The sequence below is a fragment of the Nonomuraea maheshkhaliensis genome (assembly GCF_039529435.1).
Lineage (GTDB): Bacteria > Actinomycetota > Actinomycetes > Streptosporangiales > Streptosporangiaceae > Nonomuraea > Nonomuraea maheshkhaliensis.
This window is the reverse complement of record NZ_BAAAMU010000017.1, coordinates 25,485-44,804: the sequence shown is the minus strand read 5'-3', so window position 1 is coordinate 44,804 and position 19,320 is coordinate 25,485. Positions and strand designations below refer to the sequence as shown.

The following is a 19,320-nucleotide window of genomic DNA, read 5'->3' as shown; positions in this document are numbered from 1 at the left end:
GGTCAGCTCGTTCTGGCGCGCATCCCGTCGCAGATCACGTCCGCCATCCGGGTCCTGCCGTCTCTGGTCCGGGCCCGGCGCTCGGCGGTCAGGCAGCCGCGCAGCAGGTCGCGTACGTCGTGGGCGGTCAGATCGGCCCGCACCGCCCCGACCCGCTGCGCCCGCGTCAGCAGGCGGCCCAGCGCGGCGGTGAAGTCGTCCTCCAGCGTGGAGCCCGGCCGCAGGACCGAGCCGCTCTCCAGCATGTCGCACAACGCCTGGTTGGCCACGGCCTGCTCGGTCACCCGCGCGAACCAGCCGAAGAACGCCTTGCCCGCGTCCTCGGCGGTGGCCAGCGCGCGGGCGTCGGCCACGAACCGCTCGATCCGCCCCAGCAGCACCGCCTCGAACAGCGCCTCCTTGGTCGGGAAGTGCCGGTAGACGGTCCCGACGCCGAACCCGGCCCGCCGGGCGATCTCGTCGAAGGAGATGGTCAGGCCGTCGCTGGCCAGCGCCTCCTGCGCGATCTGCAGCACCCGCTCGCGGTTGCGCCGGGCGTCGGCCCGCAGCGGCCTGGCGGAGCTGTGATCGTCGCCCAATGACCTCGACCTCCATCGGCAAACGGAGAGAGCTCTCCGATTCTATCGACGAGATATCCGGATATATGACCTTTTATGCGAGGGTTGAGCCGGTCGCGGGCGAGCGCGTGGACGGTCCGCTCGCGGCGGCGCGGCTCCTCGCCCCGCCGGATGCCGGCATGACGAGGGCCTCCGCGATCGGCACAACCCGATCGCGAAGGCCCCCGCTTCCCGTCATTCCGGTGACCGAACTCCCCCGTCACGCTGATGACCGATGCTACGTGTCACGCCGGTGACAGGGGTTCCGCGGCCTCGTACCGCCGGTGAAGACGTCCGAGCCCGCGCGTGCCGGCGCGCCGGAACCGGAGGCGCTGTTCGCGCGCCACCGGCTCCACCTCCACCACGCGCGCCCCCTCCGGCACGTGCCGGGGGTCGTGCGTGACCATCAGCGTGGTCCGCCCGGCCATGAGCCGCCGCAGCGGCCCCATCACCTGGGCGGCCGTGGCGTCGTCCAGGCCGGTCATGGGCTCGTCCAGCACCAGCACCGGCGTGTCGCGCAGGATGGCCCTGGCGATCGCGATGCGCTGCCGCTGGCCGCCGGACAGCAGCCTGCCCCGCTGCCCCACCGGCGTGTCATAGCCCTGGGGCAGCAGCTTGACGAAGTCGTGCACGCCGGCCGCCTCCGCCGCCCTGATCACCTCGTCGAGCGAGGCGTCGGGGCGGCCGTAGGCGATGTTCTCGCGTACGGAGCCGGAGAACAGCATCGTCTCCTGGTACAGGATCGTGACGTTCTCGCGCAGCGACTCCCGCGTCAGGCGCCGGATGTCGACGCCGTCCAGCAGGATGCGGCCCTCGTCCGGGTCGTAGAAGCGCAGCAACAGCTTGGCCACCGTGGACTTGCCGGCGCCGCTGGGCCCGGCCAGGACCACGACCTCGCCGGGCTCGGCGGTGAACGACATGTCCCGTAGCACCGGCCGTCCCCGCCCCGGATAGGCGAAGCCCACCCCTTCGAAGGCGACCTGGCCCCGCGCGCGCCGTACCGGCTCGGCGTCGGCGGCGTCGGTGACGCCGGGACGCGAGCGCAGGATCTCGATGACCCGGTCCGAGCCCGCCGCCGCCTCCGACACCGTCAGCGCCAGCTCCCCCAGCCCCTGTACGGCCGGGTAGAGCAGGGCCAGGTAGGCCGCGAAGGCCAGCAGCCCGCCGAGCGTCAGCCGGCCCGCCGCGATCTCCCACGCGCCGAACCCGAGGATGACGATCAGGCAGACGGTCTCGATGAGCTGGACCGCGGGGCCGTAGAGGCCGGCCAGCCAGGCCTGCGCCATGTTCGCGCGCAGCCAGCCGCGACCCTCCCTGTGCAGCCGCCGCGACTCGGCGCCCTGCCGGTTGTAGGCCTGCACGAGCGGCTGGTTGGCCAGCCCCTCCTCCAGGACGCTGTTCATCGCCCCGTTGCTGGCCCGCTCGCGTGCCGCCGCCGTCCTGAACCTGGACGCGAACACCTTCGAGACCACCAGGAACAGCGGGATCAGCGCCATGGTGAGCAGCGCGAGGTCCCATCGGATGAAGAACGCCGCCCCCGCGAAGAAGACGACGCTGGCGGCCGTGGTGATCGCGCGGACCAGCCCGGACCCGACGAGCTCCTCGATGGCCTCGACGTCGTCGGTCATGCGTGCCATCAGGTCACCCAGGCGCCGGTTCTCGGAGAAGTCTGGCGCGAGCGTCTGCAGGTGGGCGTAGACCCGGTCGCGCAGAGCCAGCAGGAATCGTTCCGCGCCCAGGGCGGTGAGGTAGGCCCCCGCGAAGGAGGCCGCCCCGGCGACGGCGGCGAGCCCGAGCCAGGTGAACGCGGGCGCCCAGAAGGCGCTCAGGTCCCGGGTCGTGAGCACGGTGTCGGTGATGTGGCCGAACAGGCGGATCGCGGCGACCTCACAGAGCGCGGCCAGGATGGCGAACACCACCCCCGCCGCGAAGAGCCGGCGCAATCCGCGGGTGTCCGGCCAGAACTCGCGGAATGTGCGGCGAAGGGAAATCGCCGGCGCGAGTTCACGGCCGGAGGCGTTCAAAGAGAGCCGGCGGCTCAGCCGCCGGCCCTCTCCGCTGGGGTTACTTAGCACCCCCACCACCTGCGGTGGCCGCAGCAGCTCCACCGGCGATAACAGCGGCGACGCCGACGGCAGCCCCATCCTTGCTGGAAGCCGGCCTGTGAGAGTTTCGTGCTCGCCATGTTTCCTCCCCCGTTGGCGGAACACTGACAAATCGGACGCTAGCACTCGAATTGCGATAAATCATCAGATAATCGACGATTTCAAAGAGACTTGACTGGTAAAACCCGAGAGGAAAGGCGTTGAAGACGCCCGCGTAAAGCCGGCGACCGGCAGGTAAAAGAACCAACCGAACACCACGGAAAAGCAAAAGACGCCCCTGGGGAACGATTCCCAGGAGCGTCCATCGCCGACGCCAGGTCAGCTCAAGCCCGGATCAGCTCAGGCCCGAATCAGGTCAGGTCAGCGACGAGTACGCCACCACGCCACGCCGCATCGCGTCCACCGCCTTGATCGCCGTCTGCTTGATCTTGCTCCCGGGCGGCGCCGCGTTGCCGAGCTGCCCGAGCAGGTCCATCAGCTGCTTCACCCAGCGCACGAAGTCGCCGGCCGCCAGCTCGTTGCCGTTGATCCCGTCCATCAGCACCGCGTCCAGCGTGTGACCCTTCGTCCAGCGGAACGCCGCCCACGCGAACCCCAGATCCGGCTCCCTGATCGTGGACAGCCCGTGATCGGACTCGATGCCCTCCAGCTCCCCCCACAGCCGGATCATCGCCGACAGCGCGTCCTGCGCCCGCCCCGCCGGGATCTTCGGCCGGCGGGTGTCGTCGGACGCCCGCGACTCGAACACCAGCGCCGACACGCACGCCGCCAGCTCCGCCGGGTCGAGCTCCTCCCACAGGCCGTTGCGCAGGCTCTCGGCGGTCAGCAGGTCCAGCTCGGTGTAGAGACGCCCCAGCCGGCGGCCCTCGTCGGTGACCGCCTCCTCCTCCAGGTAACCGAGCTGCTCCAGCACCGAGCAGATGCGGTCGAACGTACGGGAGATGACGTGCGAACGGCCCTCCACCCGGCGGCGCAGCCCCTCGGTCTCACGCAGCAGCTTGTAGTAGCGCTCGGCCCAGCGCGCGTGGTCCTCCCGCTCGTCGCACCCGTGGCACGGATGCTGCCTGATGCGCCGGCGCAGCTCGTTGACCTCGTCGTCCTCGACCGTGTGGTCACGCGCCCTGACCGGCTTCCCCAGGTCGCGGTCACCGAGCTTGGCCAGCAGCGTCGAGACCAGGTTGGCGCGTTCCTTCGGCGAGCGGCCGTTGAAGTTCTTCGGGATGCGCAGCTTCTCCAGCGGCTCCACCGGCACCGGGAAGTCCGCCGGATCGAGCTTCTTGATCTGCTTGCCGATCGTCAGCACCAGCGGGCTCGGCCCGGTCCCCCGCGGATTGCGGCCGGGATCGAGCACGATCGCCAGCCCCGCCCTGCGCCCGCCCGGCACCCGGATCACGTCACCGGGCTGCAACGCCTCCAGCGACTTCACGGCCGCGGCCCGCCGGGCGGCCCCGCGCTGACGCGACAGCTCCGCCTCCCGGTCCGACAGCCGGCGGCGCAGCGCCGCGTATTCCGGGAAGTCGCCCAGATGGCACGTCATGGCCTCCTGGTAGCCCTCCAGGGCCTCCTCGTGCTTGCGCAGCTGCTTGGCCAGCCCCACGACCGCCCGATCGGCCTGGAACTGCGCGAACGACTCCTCCAGCAGCGTCCTGGCCCGCTCCCGCCCGAACTGCCCGACCAGGTTGACCGCCATGTTGTACGACGGCTGGAAACTCGACCGCAACGGATACGTACGCGTGCCCGCCAGCCCCGCCACCGACAGCGGATCCATCCCCGGCTGCCACAGCACCACCGCGTGACCCTCGACGTCGATGCCGCGCCGCCCGGCCCGCCCGGTCAGCTGGGTGTACTCGCCCGGCGTCAGGTCGGCGTGCGTCTCGCCGTTCCACTTGTCCAGCTTCTCGATCACCACGCTGCGCGCCGGCATGTTGATGCCCAGCGCCAGCGTCTCCGTCGCGAACACGGCCTTGACCAGCCCGCGCGTGAACAGCTCCTCCACGACCTCCTTGAAGGCCGGCAGCATGCCCGCGTGATGCGCCGCCAGCCCCCGCTCCAGGCAGTCGCGCCACTCCAGGTAACCCAGCACCGCCAGGTCCTCGTCGGGCAGGTGAGCCGTGCGCTCGTCGACGAGCTGCCTGATCTCGTGCCGCTCCCGGTCGGTGGTGAGCCGGATGCCGGCGTGAAGGCACTGCTGCACCGCCGCCTGACAACCGGCCCGCGAGAAGATGAACGTGATCGCCGGCAGCAGCCCCTCGGAGTCCAGCTTCTCGATCACCTGCACCCGGTCCGGCGGGCGCGAGCGCTGCGGCCTGCCGTAGCCGCGCCGGCCCCGCCCCGACGTCAGCCGCTCGGCGTCACGCGTCACCCGCATCAGCGTGGGATTGATCCGCGGCGTCAGGTCGTCGCTGACGAACAGGTCGTAGATACGGTTGCCGACCATCATGTGCTGCCACAGCGGCACCGGCCGGTGCTCGTCCACGATCACCGTCGTGTCGCCGCGCACCTCGCCCATCCACTCGCCGAACTCCTCGGCGTTGCTCACCGTCGCCGACAGCGCCACCAGCCGGACCGACTCGGGCAGGTGGATGATGACCTCTTCCCACACCGCGCCGCGGAAGCGGTCGGCCAGGTAGTGGACCTCGTCCATCACGGCGAACCCCAGCCCGGCCAGCGTCGCCGAGCCGGCGTAGAGCATGTTGCGCAGCACCTCCGTGGTCATGACCACGATGGGCGCCTCGCCGTTGACGCTGTTGTCGCCGGTCAGCAGGCCGACCTTGCCGGTGCCGTAGCGTTTGACCAGGTCGTTGTACTTCTGGTTGGACAACGCCTTGATGGGGGTGGTGTAGAAGCACTTGCGGCCCTGCTCCAGGGCGAGGTGGACGGCGAACTCGCCGACGACCGTCTTGCCCGACCCCGTCGGCGCGGCCACCAGCACCCCGTCGCCCGCCTCAAGGGCTCGGCAGGCGTCCAGCTGGAAGTCGTCCAGAGCGAAGTCGTAGAGACCTCGGAACGATCTGAGAGCGGCCCCATCGTCCCCGAGTTTCTGACGGAAGGCCGCGTAGCGTTCCGCTGGCGTTGTCATACCCGTCAGCCTACCGAAATCGCCTTTCCGGTCCGTCCCGCCCTGTTCCCGCACCGGGCCCGAACGCGGCCCGGCCGACGCCTTTACATTGTAGATTTCACACGATGACGCGCAACGCCCCAGGTCGCACCGCACACTCCAGCGGCACCGCGCCCACCCGTTCGCCATCGGCGTAGGCGACCACGTCCTCGCCGGGTGAGCCGGCCTCCACCCGCACGCCGCGCACCCGCCGGATCGACACGGCCGGATGGGTCACGTGCGTCCCCCGGTAGACGCCGGGGAACACGCGCAGGAACTCCCGCTTGGACATCGCCCCGATCATCGCCACGTCCAGCAGCCCGTCATGGGGGTTCGCGTCGGGGCAGACGCGCATCCCGGCCCCGTACGAGTGCGTGTTGGCCACCGCGACCAGCATGGCCTCCCGCTCGACCACCTCGTCGCCGTCGAACGTGACCCGGAACGGGATCGGCCGGAACGAGCGCAGCTCGCCCGCCATCGCCACCAGGTAGCGTGCCATCCCCGGCGGCCAGGTCAGCCGGTTGGCCCGCTCGTTGACGCGCGAGTCGAACCCGCAGCACACCACCCCGGCGAACAGTTCCTCGGCCGTTCCCGCGCGGATGTGCGCGGCGTCCACCTGCCGGGTCCGCATCCGCAGCACGGTCCTGGCGGCGGCGATCGGGTCGGCGCGGTGCAGGCCGAGCGCGGAGGCGATGTCGTTGCCCGTGCCGGCGGGGATGATGCCGAGCGGCACGTCGGTGCCGGCCACGGCCTGGACGGCCAGGTGCACCAGGCCGCCGCCGCCGAAGGCGACGAGCGCGTCGGGGCGTTCGGACACGGCGGTGCAGGCGCGCTCCAGGGCGTCGGCGGCGTCGTCGCCGACGATCACCGACAGCTCGGCCCCTCCGGCGCGCAGCCGGCGCGCCACGGGTTCGAGCAGGCGCAGCGTACGCCCGCCGCGGGCGGCGGGGTTGACCAGCAGGGCCATTTGAGGGGACACGTCCGGAACCTATCGCCTGCGGCACGAATCGGGAATGCCCTGTCGCCCAGGGATGCCCGAGCACGTACGGGGACGCCCCGGAATGACCGATCGTGCGGCGGCGCGGGCCGGTATGCCCCTGCCGCTCCCTATCGCCTGTCGGTGCCGGGCGGCTCCTCGTCGAGCGGCGTGGGATCGTCCGCGGGCTCCGGCTCGTCCTGGGCCAGCGGGGACGCCTCGTCGTCTGACAGGTGGGAGAAGTTCTCGGTCGCGGGGGCGCGGCGCTCGCGTACGTACATGACCAGCTCGGCCACGAAGTAGAGGACGATCATCGGCGCGGCCAGCGCCATCATCGTCAGCGGATCGCCACCGGGGGTGATCACGGCGCCGAAGACGAACATCACGAAGATGACCGTGCGGCGGTGCTTCTTCACCGTGCCGTGTGACAGCACGCCGATGAAGTTGAGGAAGACCAGCAGCAACGGCAGCTCGAAGGAGACGCCGAAGATCATCAACATGATCAGGACGTAGTCGAGGTAGTCGTCGATGCCGATGGTGGCGACGGTGCCGTCGAGCGAGAACCCCAGCAGGATGCCGAGGCTGGTGTCCATGATGATGTAGGCGAGCGCGGCCCCGAGCACGAACAGCGGGACGGCCAGCCCCAGGAACGCGATCGAGTAACGCTTCTCGCTGCGATAGAGCGCGGGGGTCACGAACGCCCAGATCTGGTAGAGCCAGACCGGGGATGCCACCACGAGCCCGATCATCAACGAGACCTTCAGCGTGATGAAGAAGGACTGGAAGATGCCGCTGTAGGTGAGGCTGCACTGCCCGTTGAGCTGACGCGACTGGGCGGTCTCGCAGTAAGGCGCCTTGAGCGCCTCCCACACCGGATCGAAGAAGATCCATCCGATGATGATGCCGACGATGATGGCGGCGATCGCGATGAGCAGCCGGTTGCGCAGCTCACGCAGATGGTCCATGAGGGGCATGCGGCCCTCGGGATCAGGTGCGGGCCGGCTTGACCGTTTGAGCAACGCCATCTCAGCAGTCCAGGTGACGAGGAGGGGTGGGGTCAGGCGCGCTTGTCGGCCTGCGCGGCGGCGGAGGCGCGCAGCTTGGCGGCCTGCTCCTCCAGCTGGCGGGCCTGCTCCTCGGCCGACGGCGCGGGAGCCGGCGCGGCCTGGATCTGCTGCGGCTGCACGGGCTGCGGCTGGGGCGGCTGCGGCTGGGCCGGAGCCTGCGCCTGAGCCTCGACCGTGTGGGTCTCTTCGTCGTCGTCGCGCAGCTTGGCGGTCTCAGCCTTGAAGATCCGCAACGAGCGGCCGACGCCCCGCGCCATGTCGGGCAGCTTCTTGGCGCCGAACAGCAGGACGAGGACCAGCAGGATGATGAGAAGTTCAGGAACCCCGAGGTTCGGCATGAAAGTCCCTTTTCTAGCGAGTGCCGGTTTCAGCCACGATCGTACGCTGCCTGGGGCGTGGTCTCATCCCCCCGGCCCGTCAATCTGGCCCGCCCAGGCTCCAGCTGCGCCTTCGCCCCGGCGATTTCCCTTCTCAGAGTACGTGCCGCCACGACGACGCGAGCACCGGCGAGCCCGACCACGGCCAGCCCGGCCACCCCCAGTGCCGGCCCCAGACAGATCCACGTCATGGGCGGTGAGCGTACAGGGCCAGGGCGCGTTCGGCCTCGCGGCGCACGGTCCGCGCCATGCCGGGCGGCGAGACGACCCGGCCGGTGTCGCCCAGCCGCAGCGCCAGCCGCAGGATCCAGTCCTCGTCGCGCACCCGCAGCGCCACCCGCAGCCGCCCCTCCCCCAGCTCGGTGACCTGCTCGCACGGGTAGTACTCGGCGACCCACCGCCCGGCGGCGCTCAGCTCCAGCTCCACCAGCTCGTCGGTGGGCGAGGGCCGGAAGACGCCGTCGGTGACGTCCCTGGGCTCGGCCCCGGCGGGCGGGTCCGCGGGCACGTCGAGCACCTCGACGCCGAGCACCCGGTCGAGCCGGAACAGCCGCATCGCCTCGGCCCGGTAGCACCAGCCCTCCAGGTAGGCGCGGCCGTCGACGACCACGACCCGCATGGGGTCCACCTCGCGCGGCGTCACCTCGTCGCGGCCCGGCACGTAGTAACGCAGCGACAGCCTGCGCCCCTTGGTGAGCCCCTCGCGCACGCGCGGCAGGGCGTCGGGGGCGGCGTCCACGTCCACGGCGACCTGGCTGCTGACGGTGGCCGCGCCCTCGCCCGCGGCCCGCTCCAGCTTGGCCGTCACGCGCGGCAGGGCGTCGCCCGGCACCTCGGCGAGCTCGGGCGAGGCGGCCAGCATGCGCAGAGCGACCAGCAGCGCGCTGGCCTCGTCGATGCCCAGCCGCAGCGGCCTGGCGATGGTGTCGGCGTTGTCGATGATGATCTCGCCGCCGTCCCAGGAGACGTCGATGAGGTCGCCGGGGGTGTGCCCTGGCAGCCCGCACATCCACACGAGCTGCAGGTCGTCGATGAGCTGCTTCTCGCTCAGCCCGAACACCGCCGCCACCTCGCCGACCTGCGCCCCGGGGTGGGACATCAGGTACGGCACCAGCGCCAGCAGCCGCGGCAGCCGGTCGGCCGACCCGCTCATGAGTTCTCCTCCGCCACTGCCCCGTGTCCCCCTTCGACCGGCCGTTTCGCCGGCCCCGCGACCCTCGTCACGCCACGGCCCCCTTCAGGCGGCAGATGACGGCCTCGCGCGCGTCCGGCGGCTCCACCACCTCGACGTCGGCGCCCAGGCTGGCCATCCAGCCGGCCAGCCGTTCGGGGTCGGAGAAGACCAGCTCGGCCTCGTCCCACCCGTCGTCGCCCGCGCGCACGGCCCTGGACAGCTGGCGCAGCCCCTCGCACGTCCCCTGGCGCACGCGGACGACCGCCACCCGCTCCTCCATCGGCTCGTCGGGGAAGCCCACCATGGCCTTCAGGTCGACGCCATCGGGCACCTCGACCGCGCCCGGCCTGCCGACGGTGGCGACCTGCCCGGTGATGCGGCTGAGCCGGAAGGCGCGCGGGGCGTCCCGGTCGCGGTCGAACCCGGCGAGGTACCAGCGGCCGCGCCTGCTGACCACGCCCCACGGCTCGACGGTGCGGCTGCGCACGGTCTCGCTGCCGGCGCCGCGGTAGTCGAAGCGGACCACGCGCCGGTCGCGCACGGCGTCCCACAGCGCGGGGAAGGCCGGGTCGCGGGTGTCGACGCGCAACTCCAGGGCCCCGGTGCCGACGGGCTGGTCGGTGGAGACGCCGCCGGCGCGCAGCTTCAGCAGCGCCCCCGAGGCGGCCTCGGCCAGGCTGGCGCGCTGCCACACCTGGGCGGCCAGGCCCAGCACGGCGGCCTCGTCGGGTTCGAGGGTGATCTCCGGCAGCTCGTAGGACTGCCGCTCGATCCGGTAGCCCGGCTCGTCCTCCCACGGGTCGCGCACGACGTCGATCGGGATGCCGATCTCGCGCAACTCGTTCTTGTCCCGCTCGAACATGCGCTGGAACGCCTCGTCGCCGTCGCGGTCGTATCCGGGGACGGCCTGGCGGATCTGCTCGGCCGACAGCGGGCGCCGCGTGGCGAGCAGGCAGATCACGAGATTGAGCAGCCGTTCTGTCTTCCGGCGCGACATCTGCCTCACTCCTCCTTCATCGACGCTACCCTGCCCCCGTGATCAGATGGCGCAAGGGCGAGGTCGTACGGATCCGACGCGAGTGGCCGGGAGCGGTGGAGCTGGACGTCTCCGTCCCCGAGGGGGAGTGCCGGGCACTGGCCTATCCGCCGCTGGTGGGCCGCCCGGAACCCGGTGACGAGGTGCTGCTCAACACGACCGCGCTCGCGATGGGTCTCGGTACGGGAGGTTACGCCATGGTGGTGGCCGTCCCGAACCGTTTGCCGCAAGACCCGGACGGTCCCGGGCACCTGGTGAAGGCCAGGTACACCCCGCTGCAGGCCACGGTGCTGGGCGCCGACGAGCAGGATTCGCCGCATCATGCCAGGTTGCGCGAGGCGGACTCGCTGGACGGCATGCCCGTGGTGGTGGCGGATCTGCACTCGGCGCTGGCCCCGATCCTGTGCGGCCTGTACGAGGCGCGGCAGGGCACGCGGGTGGCGTACGTGATGCTCGACGGCGGCGCGCTGCCGGTGTGGTTCTCGATGTCGGCGGCCAGGCTGCGCGAGATCGGCTGGCTGGCGGGCGTGGTGACGGTGGGCCAGTCGTTCGGCGGCGACGTGGAGGCGGTCACCGCCCACACCGGCCTGCTGGCGGCCAGGCACGTGCTGGAGGCCGACGTGGCGATCGTCACGCAGGGGCCGGGCAACCTGGGCACCGGCACCCGGTGGGGCTTCTCCGGCGTCTCGGCGGGCGAGGCGGTGAACGCGGCGGGCGTGCTGCTCGGCCGGCCTGTGGCGGCGCTGCGGGTCAGCGAGGGCGACCTGCGCGAGCGCCACTACGGCGTCTCGCACCACTCGCTGACCGCCTACGGCCGGGTCGCGCTGACGCCGGCCGAGGTTCCGGTGCCGGAGCTGGCGGGCGAGTTCGGGGAGCGGGTCAGGGACCAGGCCGAGCTGCTGGCGGTACGGCACCGCCTGGTCTCGGTGCCGGTGGACGGCCTGCACGAGGCGCTGCGCGCGTCGCCGGTCAGGCTCTCGACGATGGGCAGGGGGCTGGAGGAGGACCTGGCCTACTTCCTGGCCTCGGCGGCGGCGGGCAGGCTGGCGGCCTCGATGCTGCCGTAGGAGTCCTTGAACGTGAACGCCTCGGGGCCGGGCCCTTCGGTCTTGAGGCGTTCGAGCCGTTCCATCGCCTCCGCCAGCGAGGGGATGGTGCCTTCGGGGACCCACCACATCACCATGTACGGCTCCGCGGCGCGCAGGAACCACTCCCTGCGCCGGCGCAGCACGCCCAGATGGGGGCTGCGGTAGACGTAGTTCCACAGCGACTCCGGCGACTCCCACACCGAGAAGTTGACCAGCAGCAGGTCCCCGTAGTCGTGGGTCACGGTCGCGGTGGGGTCGCTCTCGCTCTCCTTGAGCCGCCACACGAAGCCGGGGGCCTCGTCGGCCAGGGCGTTGACGGGTTCGAGCAGGGCGACGAACTCGGCGAGTTCCTCGCTGTCGATGGGCGCGCGCAGATGGGCGATGTTGAGCTGGGCGAGATGCATGTGACTCAGCACACCATTCAGTCGCCTTCTATGTCAACGCCTATTTGTTTTAGAGAGACGCAGCACTCCCCCGGCCGCGGATCCAGCTCGGCCCTGCCGGGATCGTCACCGAGCCCTTCGAGCAGCCCCTGGCACAGGGCCAGGTTCATCGAGCACACGAGCAGCGGCTGCTCCACCGACAGGGCGTGGAACGGGCAGTTGCGCAGCCGCACCACCCCGCCCTCCACGTACGGCTCGTAGCCCCGCCGCTCCAGCACGCTCTCGGCCCGCTCACCGGGGTGCCGCCCGGCGATCTTCGCTCCCGCGGCCCGCGCCGCCCGCTCGGCCTGCTCCTCGGCGCCGAGCACGTCCACCACCTCGGCTAGGACGGAGGCGAGGGTGACGTAGTCGCGCGGCGGCACGCTCACCGACCGCTCGCCCCTGGCCCGGCGATACACCTTGGCGGGGCGGCCGCTGCCCGGCCCCTTCTTCTCCTGCTGACGAAAGCCGCTCTCCAGCAGCCCGGCCTCGACGAGCTTGTCGAGGTGGTGCCCGGCCAGCGTCCTGGACACGCCCGCCGCCTGCGCGGCCTCACCGCGGCCCACGTCGCCGCCTGCGGTGGTGACGGCGGCGTACAGGCTGCGCCGGACTGGGTCGTGCAGGAGGGCCAGCGCCTCGAGGTCGTCGCTACTCACAGCGGGAGTCTACGAGCCCGCCCGCGCGAGACCCCTCCTCAACGGCCCCGGGGCGGCCCTCTGGTGGCGCTGGAGGGGCCCTGGAGGGCTCTGGTGGCCCTGTGGGGCTCGGCGGCCTCAGTAGGCGGCGATCACGTCCACGACGAAGACGAGCGTGTCGGAGCCCTTGATCCCGTACGCGGGATGCCCGGCCGGGCCGTACCCGTACGCGGGCGGGACGATCATCAGGACGCGGCTGCCCACGGGCACTCCGACCAGCGCCTTGTCCCACGCCTTGATGGTGGTGCCGTCACCCAGCTTGAACGCCTTGGGCCGGCCCGCCGGCCAGGTGGTGTCGAAGACGCGCCGCCCGGCCCAGACGGCGGCCTCGTACTGGGTGACGACGAGCTGCCCCGCCCGCACCCTGGGCCCGCCACCCCTGGCCAGCACCTTGGCCGCGAACCCGCCCGGCGGCGCGGTGGCGGGCACGGCCAGCCCCGGCCGGGGCCCGCCGCCGGCGCGCACTCCCGCCAGGGTCCCGGCGGGGGCCTTGACCGAGGCGCCCTTGTGGTGGGCGCCGAGGATGTCGACGACGTAGAACAGCTCGTCACCGGCGCCGACGCCCTTGGGCGGGTTGGCGCCGAAGCCGTCGCCCGGCGGGATCGCGGCGATGACCCTGCTGCCCACCCTGCGGCCGCTCAGCGCCCGTTCCAGCCCCGGGAGCAGCTGCCCCACCGGGAACGCGGCCGGGGTGCCGCGGTTGAAGCTGGAGTCGACCAGGCGGTTGTCCCTGCCGTTCCACACGTGCGCGGTGTACTGGACGATCGCCACGTCGTCGGCGGCCAGCCGTTCGCCGTCGCCGGCGGCCAGTTCGTCCACCTGGAGGCCCGCGGCGGGCTCGCCGCCGGGGAAGACGATCGTCGGCCGCGCCCCGAACGTGCCGCCCACCTTCAGGTCCAGCGGCCCCGCCGCCCCGCCCGTACAACCGGCCAGCAGCAGCACCGGCAGCAGGGACAGCGGCACGGCACGGCGGCGCATCGATCCTCCCAGCGCGGATGGCCCGGCGGCGCTGCGCCACCGGGCCCGGCGATGCTACCGCGCCGGGAGATCGCCCGTCAGCGACTCCCGGCGAGTGCCCCGCGGCAGCTCAGTCGGCTGCTCAGTCGGCGGCTCAGTAGGCGGCTCAGTAGGCGGCTCAGTAGGCGGCGAGGACGTCCACCACGAACACCAGCGTGCTCTTGGCCGGGATGCCCTGCTGCTCCTGGTCGCCGTAGCCGAGGTCCGGCGGGATGCTCATCACCACGCGGCTGCCGACGGGCACGCCCGCCAGCCCCTTCTGCCAGCCCTGGATCACCTGGGCGAGCGGGAACTCGGCCGCCTGGCCCCGCTCCCAGCTGGAGTCGAACTGCTTGTCGGTGCCCCAGATCTTGCCCGTGTAGTGCACCGACAGCGTCTGCGTGGCCTGCACCTTCGGGCCCGTGCCCTGGATGACCGTCTTGACGACGAGCTCCTTCGGCGGCTTCTCGCCGGTCTTCGTGGTCAGCGTGGGCGCCTTGTCACCGCCCGGGTTGCTCACCTTGACGCCCTTGATGCTGTCGCCGGTCTCCTTGCCGGTGGCGGCCTTCAGCGGCGGCGGCTGGGTGCCGACGACGTCGAACACGAACACCTTGGTCGGCTCGGCCGGCGTCGTGGCCTGCTGCTGGGCGACGGAGTCGTTGGCGAGCACGGCCAGCAGCCGGCCGCCGTGCTTGACCTTGGTGAAGCCCTCCTGCAGCACCTGCGGCAACTGCTCGTTGACCTGGATCGTCTCCGGCGCCTTGGTGTCGTAGGAGGAGCCCTGGACCGCGTTGCCCTTGCCGTCCCAGTTGTAGACCGTCAGGTTGACGATCACCCGGTCGCCGGCCTTGACGCCGTCGCCGGCGCCCGGCTGGATCACCTCGTACGACGAGGTCTTCGCGGGCGTGCCGGAGGGGAACGTCACGGTGGGCTTGGCGCCCACGTTCCCCGCGACCTTGACCCCGGACGACGCGCCCGGGGACGCCGAGGCGGTGGCGGGGCCGGTGGCGGTGGTGGCGCCGTCGTCGGAGCCGCACGCGGCGGCGAACATGATCATAGGCACAGCGGCCAGTACGGCCAGAGCGCGGCGCATGGGTTTCCCTCGGAAAGACGTCAGGTTCGCGTCACCCTACCCGACTTCCCGGTAGGGCCGGGGTAAACGGACCGCCACATCCCGGGCAGCTCGCCGCCGCCCCGGGCCTCGTCGGAACTGGCCTTCCTCCGGCCCGCGCGCCCGCGGACCCGCGCCATCGGCGACGGGCCCGCACCCGCGTGCACCCTTCATCCGGCACCGGCCTTCCGGGGGAGGTGGTCACCTGCCTGGAGGGGTGGCCACCCGCTGTCTCGGAGGGGCGGCCACCTCCCGGGCTCGGAGTGGCGACCACGCACCGGCTCGGAGGGTGACTACATGCCGGCGATCAGCTTGTCCACCCGCTCGTCCACGCTCCGGAACGGGTCCTTGCACAGCACGGTCCGCTGCGCCTGGTCGTTCAGCTTGAGATGCACCCAGTCGACGGTGAAGTCGCGCCGCTTCTCCTGCGCCTTGCGGATGAACTCGCCCCGCAGCCGCGCCCTGGTCGTCTGCGGCGGCACCGACTTGGCCTCGAAGATCTTCAGGTCGGAGGCCACCCGCTCCACCGAGCCGCGCTTCTGCAGCAGGTAGAACAGGCCGCGCTTGCGGTGCACGTCGTGGTAGGCCAGGTCGAGCTGGGCCACCCTGGGCGACGACAGCGGCAGGTCGTACTTCTTCCGGTAACGCTCGATGAGCTGGTATTTCGTCACCCAGTCGATCTCGCGCGAGACCAGGTCGAGGTTGCCGGTGTCGACCGCGTTGAGCGTGCGCTCCCACAGCTCCAGCACCCGGTGGGCGATGGCGTCGCCGCCGCGCCGGTCGACGAAGTCCTTCGCCTTCGACAGGTATTCCTGCTGGATCTCCAGGCTGGAGGCCTCGCGCCCGTTGGCCAGGCGCACCCTGCGCCGGCCCGTCATGTCGTGGGAGACCTCGCGGATCGCCCTGATCGGGTTCTCCAGCGACAGGTCGCGCATCACGGTGCCCGACTCGATCATGCGCAGCACCAGGTCGGTGGCGCCGACCTTGAGCAGCATGGTGGTCTCGCTCATGTTGGAGTCGCCCACGATGACGTGCAGGCGGCGGAACCGCTCGGCGTCGGCGTGGGGCTCGTCCCTGGTGTTGATGATCGGCCGGGACCGGGTGGTGGCGCTGGAGACGCCCTCCCAGATGTGCTCGGCCCGCTGCGACACGCAGTAGACCGCGCCGCGCGGCGTCTGCAGCACCTTGCCCGCCCCGCACACGATCTGCCGCGTCACCAGGAACGGGATCAGCACGTCGGCCAGCCGCCCGAACTCGCCGTGCCGGCCCACCAGATAGTTCTCGTGACAGCCGTAGGAGTTTCCGGCCGAGTCGGTGTTGTTCTTGAACAGGTAGATGTCACCCGCGATGCCCTCTTCGCGCAGCCGCTTCTCGGCGTCCACGAGCAGGCCCTCAAGGATGCGCTCGCCCGCCTTGTCGTGGGTGACGAGCTCGACGACGTTGTCACACTCGGGTGTTGCGTATTCAGGATGGCTGCCCACGTCGAGGTAGAGACGTGCGCCGTTGCGGAGGAAGACGTTGCTCGATCGGCCCCAGGACACGACCCGCCGGAACAGGTAGCGCGCGACCTCGTCGGGGGACAGCCTGCGCTGGCCCCTGAACGTGCAGGTCACGCCGTACTCGTTCTCCAGCCCGAAGATGCGACGATCCATCACCTCACACTATGCCCACGGATCGGCGAGCGGGAGAGATCTTCCCTGGTGTTTTCCCCAGCGGCCCTCTATCACCCGCTTCGTCCCGCGCCCGCCCCCACGGGGCGCGGGTACCGCCGCGCAGGTCAGGGGGTGTAGATCTCCTGAACCTTGACGATCTTCCCCTGGTGAACGGTGATCAGGGCGGGCTGCCCGTGACGGGCGTGCCGCTTGAGCAGCACGCTCCTGGAGCAACTCTTGGCGCCCAGGCCCGTGCTGCGGCTGACGGTCAGATCCGACATCGCCGAACCGCAGCCGAACGCGGACAGGAAGACGACGTCCTTGGCGACGGCGGACCGGTACGCCATCGCGTCGCCCTCGGGCGGGCCCACGAAGCGCCCCTCGGTCTTCGTGCCCTTCTTCCACTTGATCGGCTCGTACTCGGCCACGCCGCCGCGCAGGTAGGTGATCCAGCCGCGCAGGATGCCGTTGTGGCGGGGGCTGATGCGCTTGGTGAAGTCGTGCTTCGGATCGGCCTGGAACGTGGTGCCGAAGATCTTCGGCGCCTTGTACCTCGGATAGGCGGTGGCCGCTTCGGCCGCCACACCGGAGGTGAGCATCACGGCCGCCGCGGCACCGGCCGCCAGAAGGCCACGCAAGGGAGTGTTCACGAACAGTAAGATCCTCGATCACCTCGGCGAGTTCGGACAAGCCCGAGTGAAACAGGTCACACCCTCCCCCGGGCCGAAGGGGCGACAGACACACACGCGGGCAGCCGCGCCGTCACCACCCACCATCACCGTGCGCACCGTCGCCAGGCGCACCATCGCCAGGCGCACCGTCGCCGTCAGCGACTCGTTCTGCGAAGCGAGCGACGCCACACGTGGAACGGTCACCTCCCGTTTCAGCCCTCACCCTTCACCCCGCAGGCCCAACGCCTTTACAACGTAGATCACAGGACGACCTCTGCGGACCACCACCCAGAACCGCCCGACCTCCCGCACGACCCCGCACCACCACGACCCCCAGGCCTCGCCACCACGAGGTCCGCACGCGCCACAGCGGCAGCCCTCGCACCCCACCACGAAGTCCGCACCCGCCGCGGCAGCGCGGCCCTCGCACCCCTACGACCAATCCGAGGCCGCCCCCCGCGGACGACGAAACGGGGGCCCGCCGAAGCGAACCCCCGTCTGCGTGCGTGGAGCCTCTGCCCGGCTACAGCGCTACAGCGGCGAGGAGCCGTCGTCGACGTCGCCCTCCGGGCCCGTGGGAGGCGGGCCGGTGGGTGCGTCGCCCGAGGAGGGCGTCTCCCCCGCCGGCGGCGGGGTGGCGGCCGGCGGGGTGCTGGTCGTCTGGGCGAACAGCCGCTCCAGCCGCGCCCCGGTCAGCCGCAGGAACTTGCGGTGCTCCCGGTTGCGGTCGAGCACGGCCACCTCGAGCTGCCCCACCGGCGGACGCTCCCCGCCCGGCTCGGTCAGCGCCGCCAGCGCCACCTCCAGCGCGTCGGCCAGCGACATCGACTCGCGGTAACGGTCCTTCAGCCGCCCCGCCACCGCCTCGGCCTGACCGCCCATGGCCGCGAAGCCGTGCTCGTCGAACACCGACCCGTCGAAGGTCAGCCGGTAGATCGCGTCGCCGTCCTTGGTCTCGCCCACCTCGGCGACGACGACCTCCACTTCCAGCGACTTGATCGACTCGGTGAAGATGCGGCCCAGGTTGGAGGCGTACAGGTTGGCCAGGCCGCGCCCGGTCACGTCGGAGCGGTCGTAGGTGTAGCCGTTGATGTCGGCGTAGCGGATGCCGCCGAGCCGCAGCTCCTCGAACTCGTTGTAGCGGCCGACGGCCGCGAACCCGATCCGGTCGTAGATCTCACTGATCTTGTGCAGCGCCCGGGACGGGTTGGGCGCGACGAAAAGGATCCCGTCCACGTATTGCAGCACGACCACGGAACGGCCCCGCGCGATGCCCTTGCGCGCGTAGTCGGCCTTGTCCCGCATGATCTGCTCGGGGGACGCATATCCGAAAGGCATGGACACAGTGGTGATCCTCCGTTAGCGCAGCGGGGCGATGGGACCGTCGGGCGAGATCAGGCGGGCCTCGAGCATCTGCTCCACGTAGCCCGCGACCTCCTCCTCGGACAGGCGGCGGAAGCCGTCGGCGTCGATCACGGACACGATCGGCCAGATCTTCCTGGTCACGTCGGGCCCACCGGTCGCCGAGTCGTCGTCGGCGGCGTCGTAGAGCCCCTGGATCAGCGTCATCACCATGTCGTCGGCCGAGGCGCCGTCGCGGTAGAGCTTCTTCAGCGACCCGCGGGCGAAGATCGAGCCCGAGCCGATCGCGTCGAACCGCTCCCGCTCGTAGGGCCCGCCCGCCACGTCGTAGCTGAAGATGCGCCCCTCGTCGCGATCGGGATCGTAGGCCGCGAACAGGGGCACCACCACCAGCCCCTGCATCGCCATGCCGAGATTGCCCCTGATCATGGTCGCCAGCCGGTTGGCCTTGCCCGCCACCGACATCGTGCGGCCCTCGAGCTTCTCGTAGTGCTCCAGCTCCACCCGGTAGAGCCGGGCCATCTCGATGCCGGTGCTGGCCGTGCCCGCGATGCCCATGCACGAATAGTCGTCGGCGCGGAACACCTTCTCCACGTCACGCTGCGAGATGATGTTGCCCGACGTCGCCCGCCGGTCGCCCGCCATGACCACGCCACCGGCGAAGGTGGCTGCCAGGATCGTGGTCGCGTGCGGAACCTGGTCGCCGATCGGGGTGGCCAGCACCTCGTCCCGCCGCGGCAGCACGTCTGGCGCATATGAGGTGACGAATTCCGTGAACGAGGAACTCCCGGTGTTTCGGAAGAGCTCGTTCACCAAGCCGGCGGGCAGATCCCTGTGCGATGCCACGCGACTCCCTCCAAACGTTCAGTGTTCCTAGGGCGACCCTACTCATGTT

The 19,320-nt window shown here is 71.2% G+C and carries 17 protein-coding genes; 1 reads left to right on the top strand and 16 read right to left on the bottom strand.

Features of this window, described 5'->3' with window-relative positions:
• Positions 1–2: 2 nt before the first annotated feature.
• From ABFX54_RS14160 to ABFX54_RS14125, 8 genes are all read right to left on the bottom strand, one after another.
• Positions 3–578 (bottom strand): TetR/AcrR family transcriptional regulator, encoded by a 576-nt coding sequence (locus ABFX54_RS14160; protein WP_346104896.1) that lies wholly within the window; start codon positions 576–578, stop codon positions 3–5.
• Positions 579–841: 263 nt separating this feature from the next.
• Positions 842–2,539 carry an ABC transporter ATP-binding protein gene (locus ABFX54_RS14155; RefSeq protein WP_346104895.1) on the bottom strand — a complete coding sequence of 566 codons (1,698 nt, stop codon included), beginning with the start codon at positions 2,537–2,539 and terminating at the stop codon, positions 842–844.
• 517 nt (positions 2,540–3,056) lie between these two features.
• Complete coding sequence (locus ABFX54_RS14150) at positions 3,057–5,780, bottom strand: DEAD/DEAH box helicase (protein WP_346104893.1); 2,724 nt, start codon at positions 5,778–5,780, stop codon at positions 3,057–3,059.
• A gap of 97 nt (positions 5,781–5,877) precedes the next feature.
• On the bottom strand, positions 5,878–6,777 hold the full coding sequence (locus ABFX54_RS14145; protein ID WP_346104891.1) for a diacylglycerol/lipid kinase family protein: 900 nt from the start codon (positions 6,775–6,777) through the stop codon (positions 5,878–5,880).
• A 128-nt stretch (positions 6,778–6,905) separates the two neighbouring features.
• Positions 6,906–7,739, bottom strand: a complete 834-nt coding sequence (gene tatC, locus ABFX54_RS14140) for a twin-arginine translocase subunit TatC (RefSeq protein WP_346104889.1) — start codon at positions 7,737–7,739, stop codon at positions 6,906–6,908.
• Between the two features lie 92 nt (positions 7,740–7,831).
• The gene (gene tatA / locus ABFX54_RS14135) at positions 7,832–8,179 is read right to left on the bottom strand and encodes a Sec-independent protein translocase subunit TatA (protein WP_346104887.1); all 348 of its coding nucleotides are present in this window, start codon (positions 8,177–8,179) and stop codon (positions 7,832–7,834) included.
• 226 nt (positions 8,180–8,405) lie between these two features.
• Complete coding sequence (locus ABFX54_RS14130; RefSeq protein ID WP_346104885.1) at positions 8,406–9,371, bottom strand: helix-turn-helix transcriptional regulator; 966 nt, start codon at positions 9,369–9,371, stop codon at positions 8,406–8,408.
• A gap of 67 nt (positions 9,372–9,438) precedes the next feature.
• Positions 9,439–10,389: a helix-turn-helix transcriptional regulator gene (locus ABFX54_RS14125; protein WP_346104883.1), complete on the bottom strand. Its 951-nt coding sequence runs from the start codon at positions 10,387–10,389 to the stop codon at positions 9,439–9,441.
• A gap of 38 nt (positions 10,390–10,427) precedes the next feature.
• On the opposite strand from ABFX54_RS14125, the gene ABFX54_RS14120 reads away from it, so the two are divergent.
• Positions 10,428–11,495, top strand: coding sequence for a DUF3866 family protein (locus ABFX54_RS14120; RefSeq protein ID WP_346104881.1), 1,068 nt, complete (start codon positions 10,428–10,430; stop codon positions 11,493–11,495).
• On the opposite strand, the gene ABFX54_RS14115 is transcribed toward ABFX54_RS14120, so the two are convergent.
• From ABFX54_RS14115 to prcB, 8 genes are all read right to left on the bottom strand, one after another.
• The gene (locus tag ABFX54_RS14115) at positions 11,441–11,920 is read right to left on the bottom strand and encodes a DUF3291 domain-containing protein (protein ID WP_346104879.1); all 480 of its coding nucleotides are present in this window, start codon (positions 11,918–11,920) and stop codon (positions 11,441–11,443) included. The genes ABFX54_RS14120 and ABFX54_RS14115 overlap by 55 nt on opposite strands.
• A gap of 17 nt (positions 11,921–11,937) precedes the next feature.
• Positions 11,938–12,594, bottom strand: coding sequence for a helix-turn-helix transcriptional regulator (locus ABFX54_RS14110; RefSeq protein WP_346104877.1), 657 nt, complete (start codon positions 12,592–12,594; stop codon positions 11,938–11,940).
• A gap of 117 nt (positions 12,595–12,711) precedes the next feature.
• The gene (locus tag ABFX54_RS14105; protein ID WP_346104875.1) at positions 12,712–13,611 is read right to left on the bottom strand and encodes an FKBP-type peptidyl-prolyl cis-trans isomerase; all 900 of its coding nucleotides are present in this window, start codon (positions 13,609–13,611) and stop codon (positions 12,712–12,714) included.
• 157 nt (positions 13,612–13,768) lie between these two features.
• Positions 13,769–14,722, bottom strand: coding sequence for an FKBP-type peptidyl-prolyl cis-trans isomerase (locus ABFX54_RS14100; protein ID WP_346104873.1), 954 nt, complete (start codon positions 14,720–14,722; stop codon positions 13,769–13,771).
• 311 nt (positions 14,723–15,033) lie between these two features.
• Positions 15,034–16,392 (bottom strand): Pup--protein ligase, encoded by a 1,359-nt coding sequence (pafA, locus tag ABFX54_RS14095; protein ID WP_106250081.1) that lies wholly within the window; start codon positions 16,390–16,392, stop codon positions 15,034–15,036.
• Between the two features lie 125 nt (positions 16,393–16,517).
• On the bottom strand, positions 16,518–17,042 hold the full coding sequence (locus ABFX54_RS14090; protein WP_346104871.1) for a hypothetical protein: 525 nt from the start codon (positions 17,040–17,042) through the stop codon (positions 16,518–16,520).
• Positions 17,043–17,594: 552 nt separating this feature from the next.
• The gene (gene prcA, locus ABFX54_RS14085; RefSeq protein ID WP_346104869.1) at positions 17,595–18,401 is read right to left on the bottom strand and encodes a proteasome subunit alpha; all 807 of its coding nucleotides are present in this window, start codon (positions 18,399–18,401) and stop codon (positions 17,595–17,597) included.
• A gap of 21 nt (positions 18,402–18,422) precedes the next feature.
• The gene (prcB, locus tag ABFX54_RS14080) at positions 18,423–19,271 is read right to left on the bottom strand and encodes a proteasome subunit beta (protein ID WP_346104867.1); all 849 of its coding nucleotides are present in this window, start codon (positions 19,269–19,271) and stop codon (positions 18,423–18,425) included.
• Between the last annotated feature and the right edge of the window lie 49 nt (positions 19,272–19,320).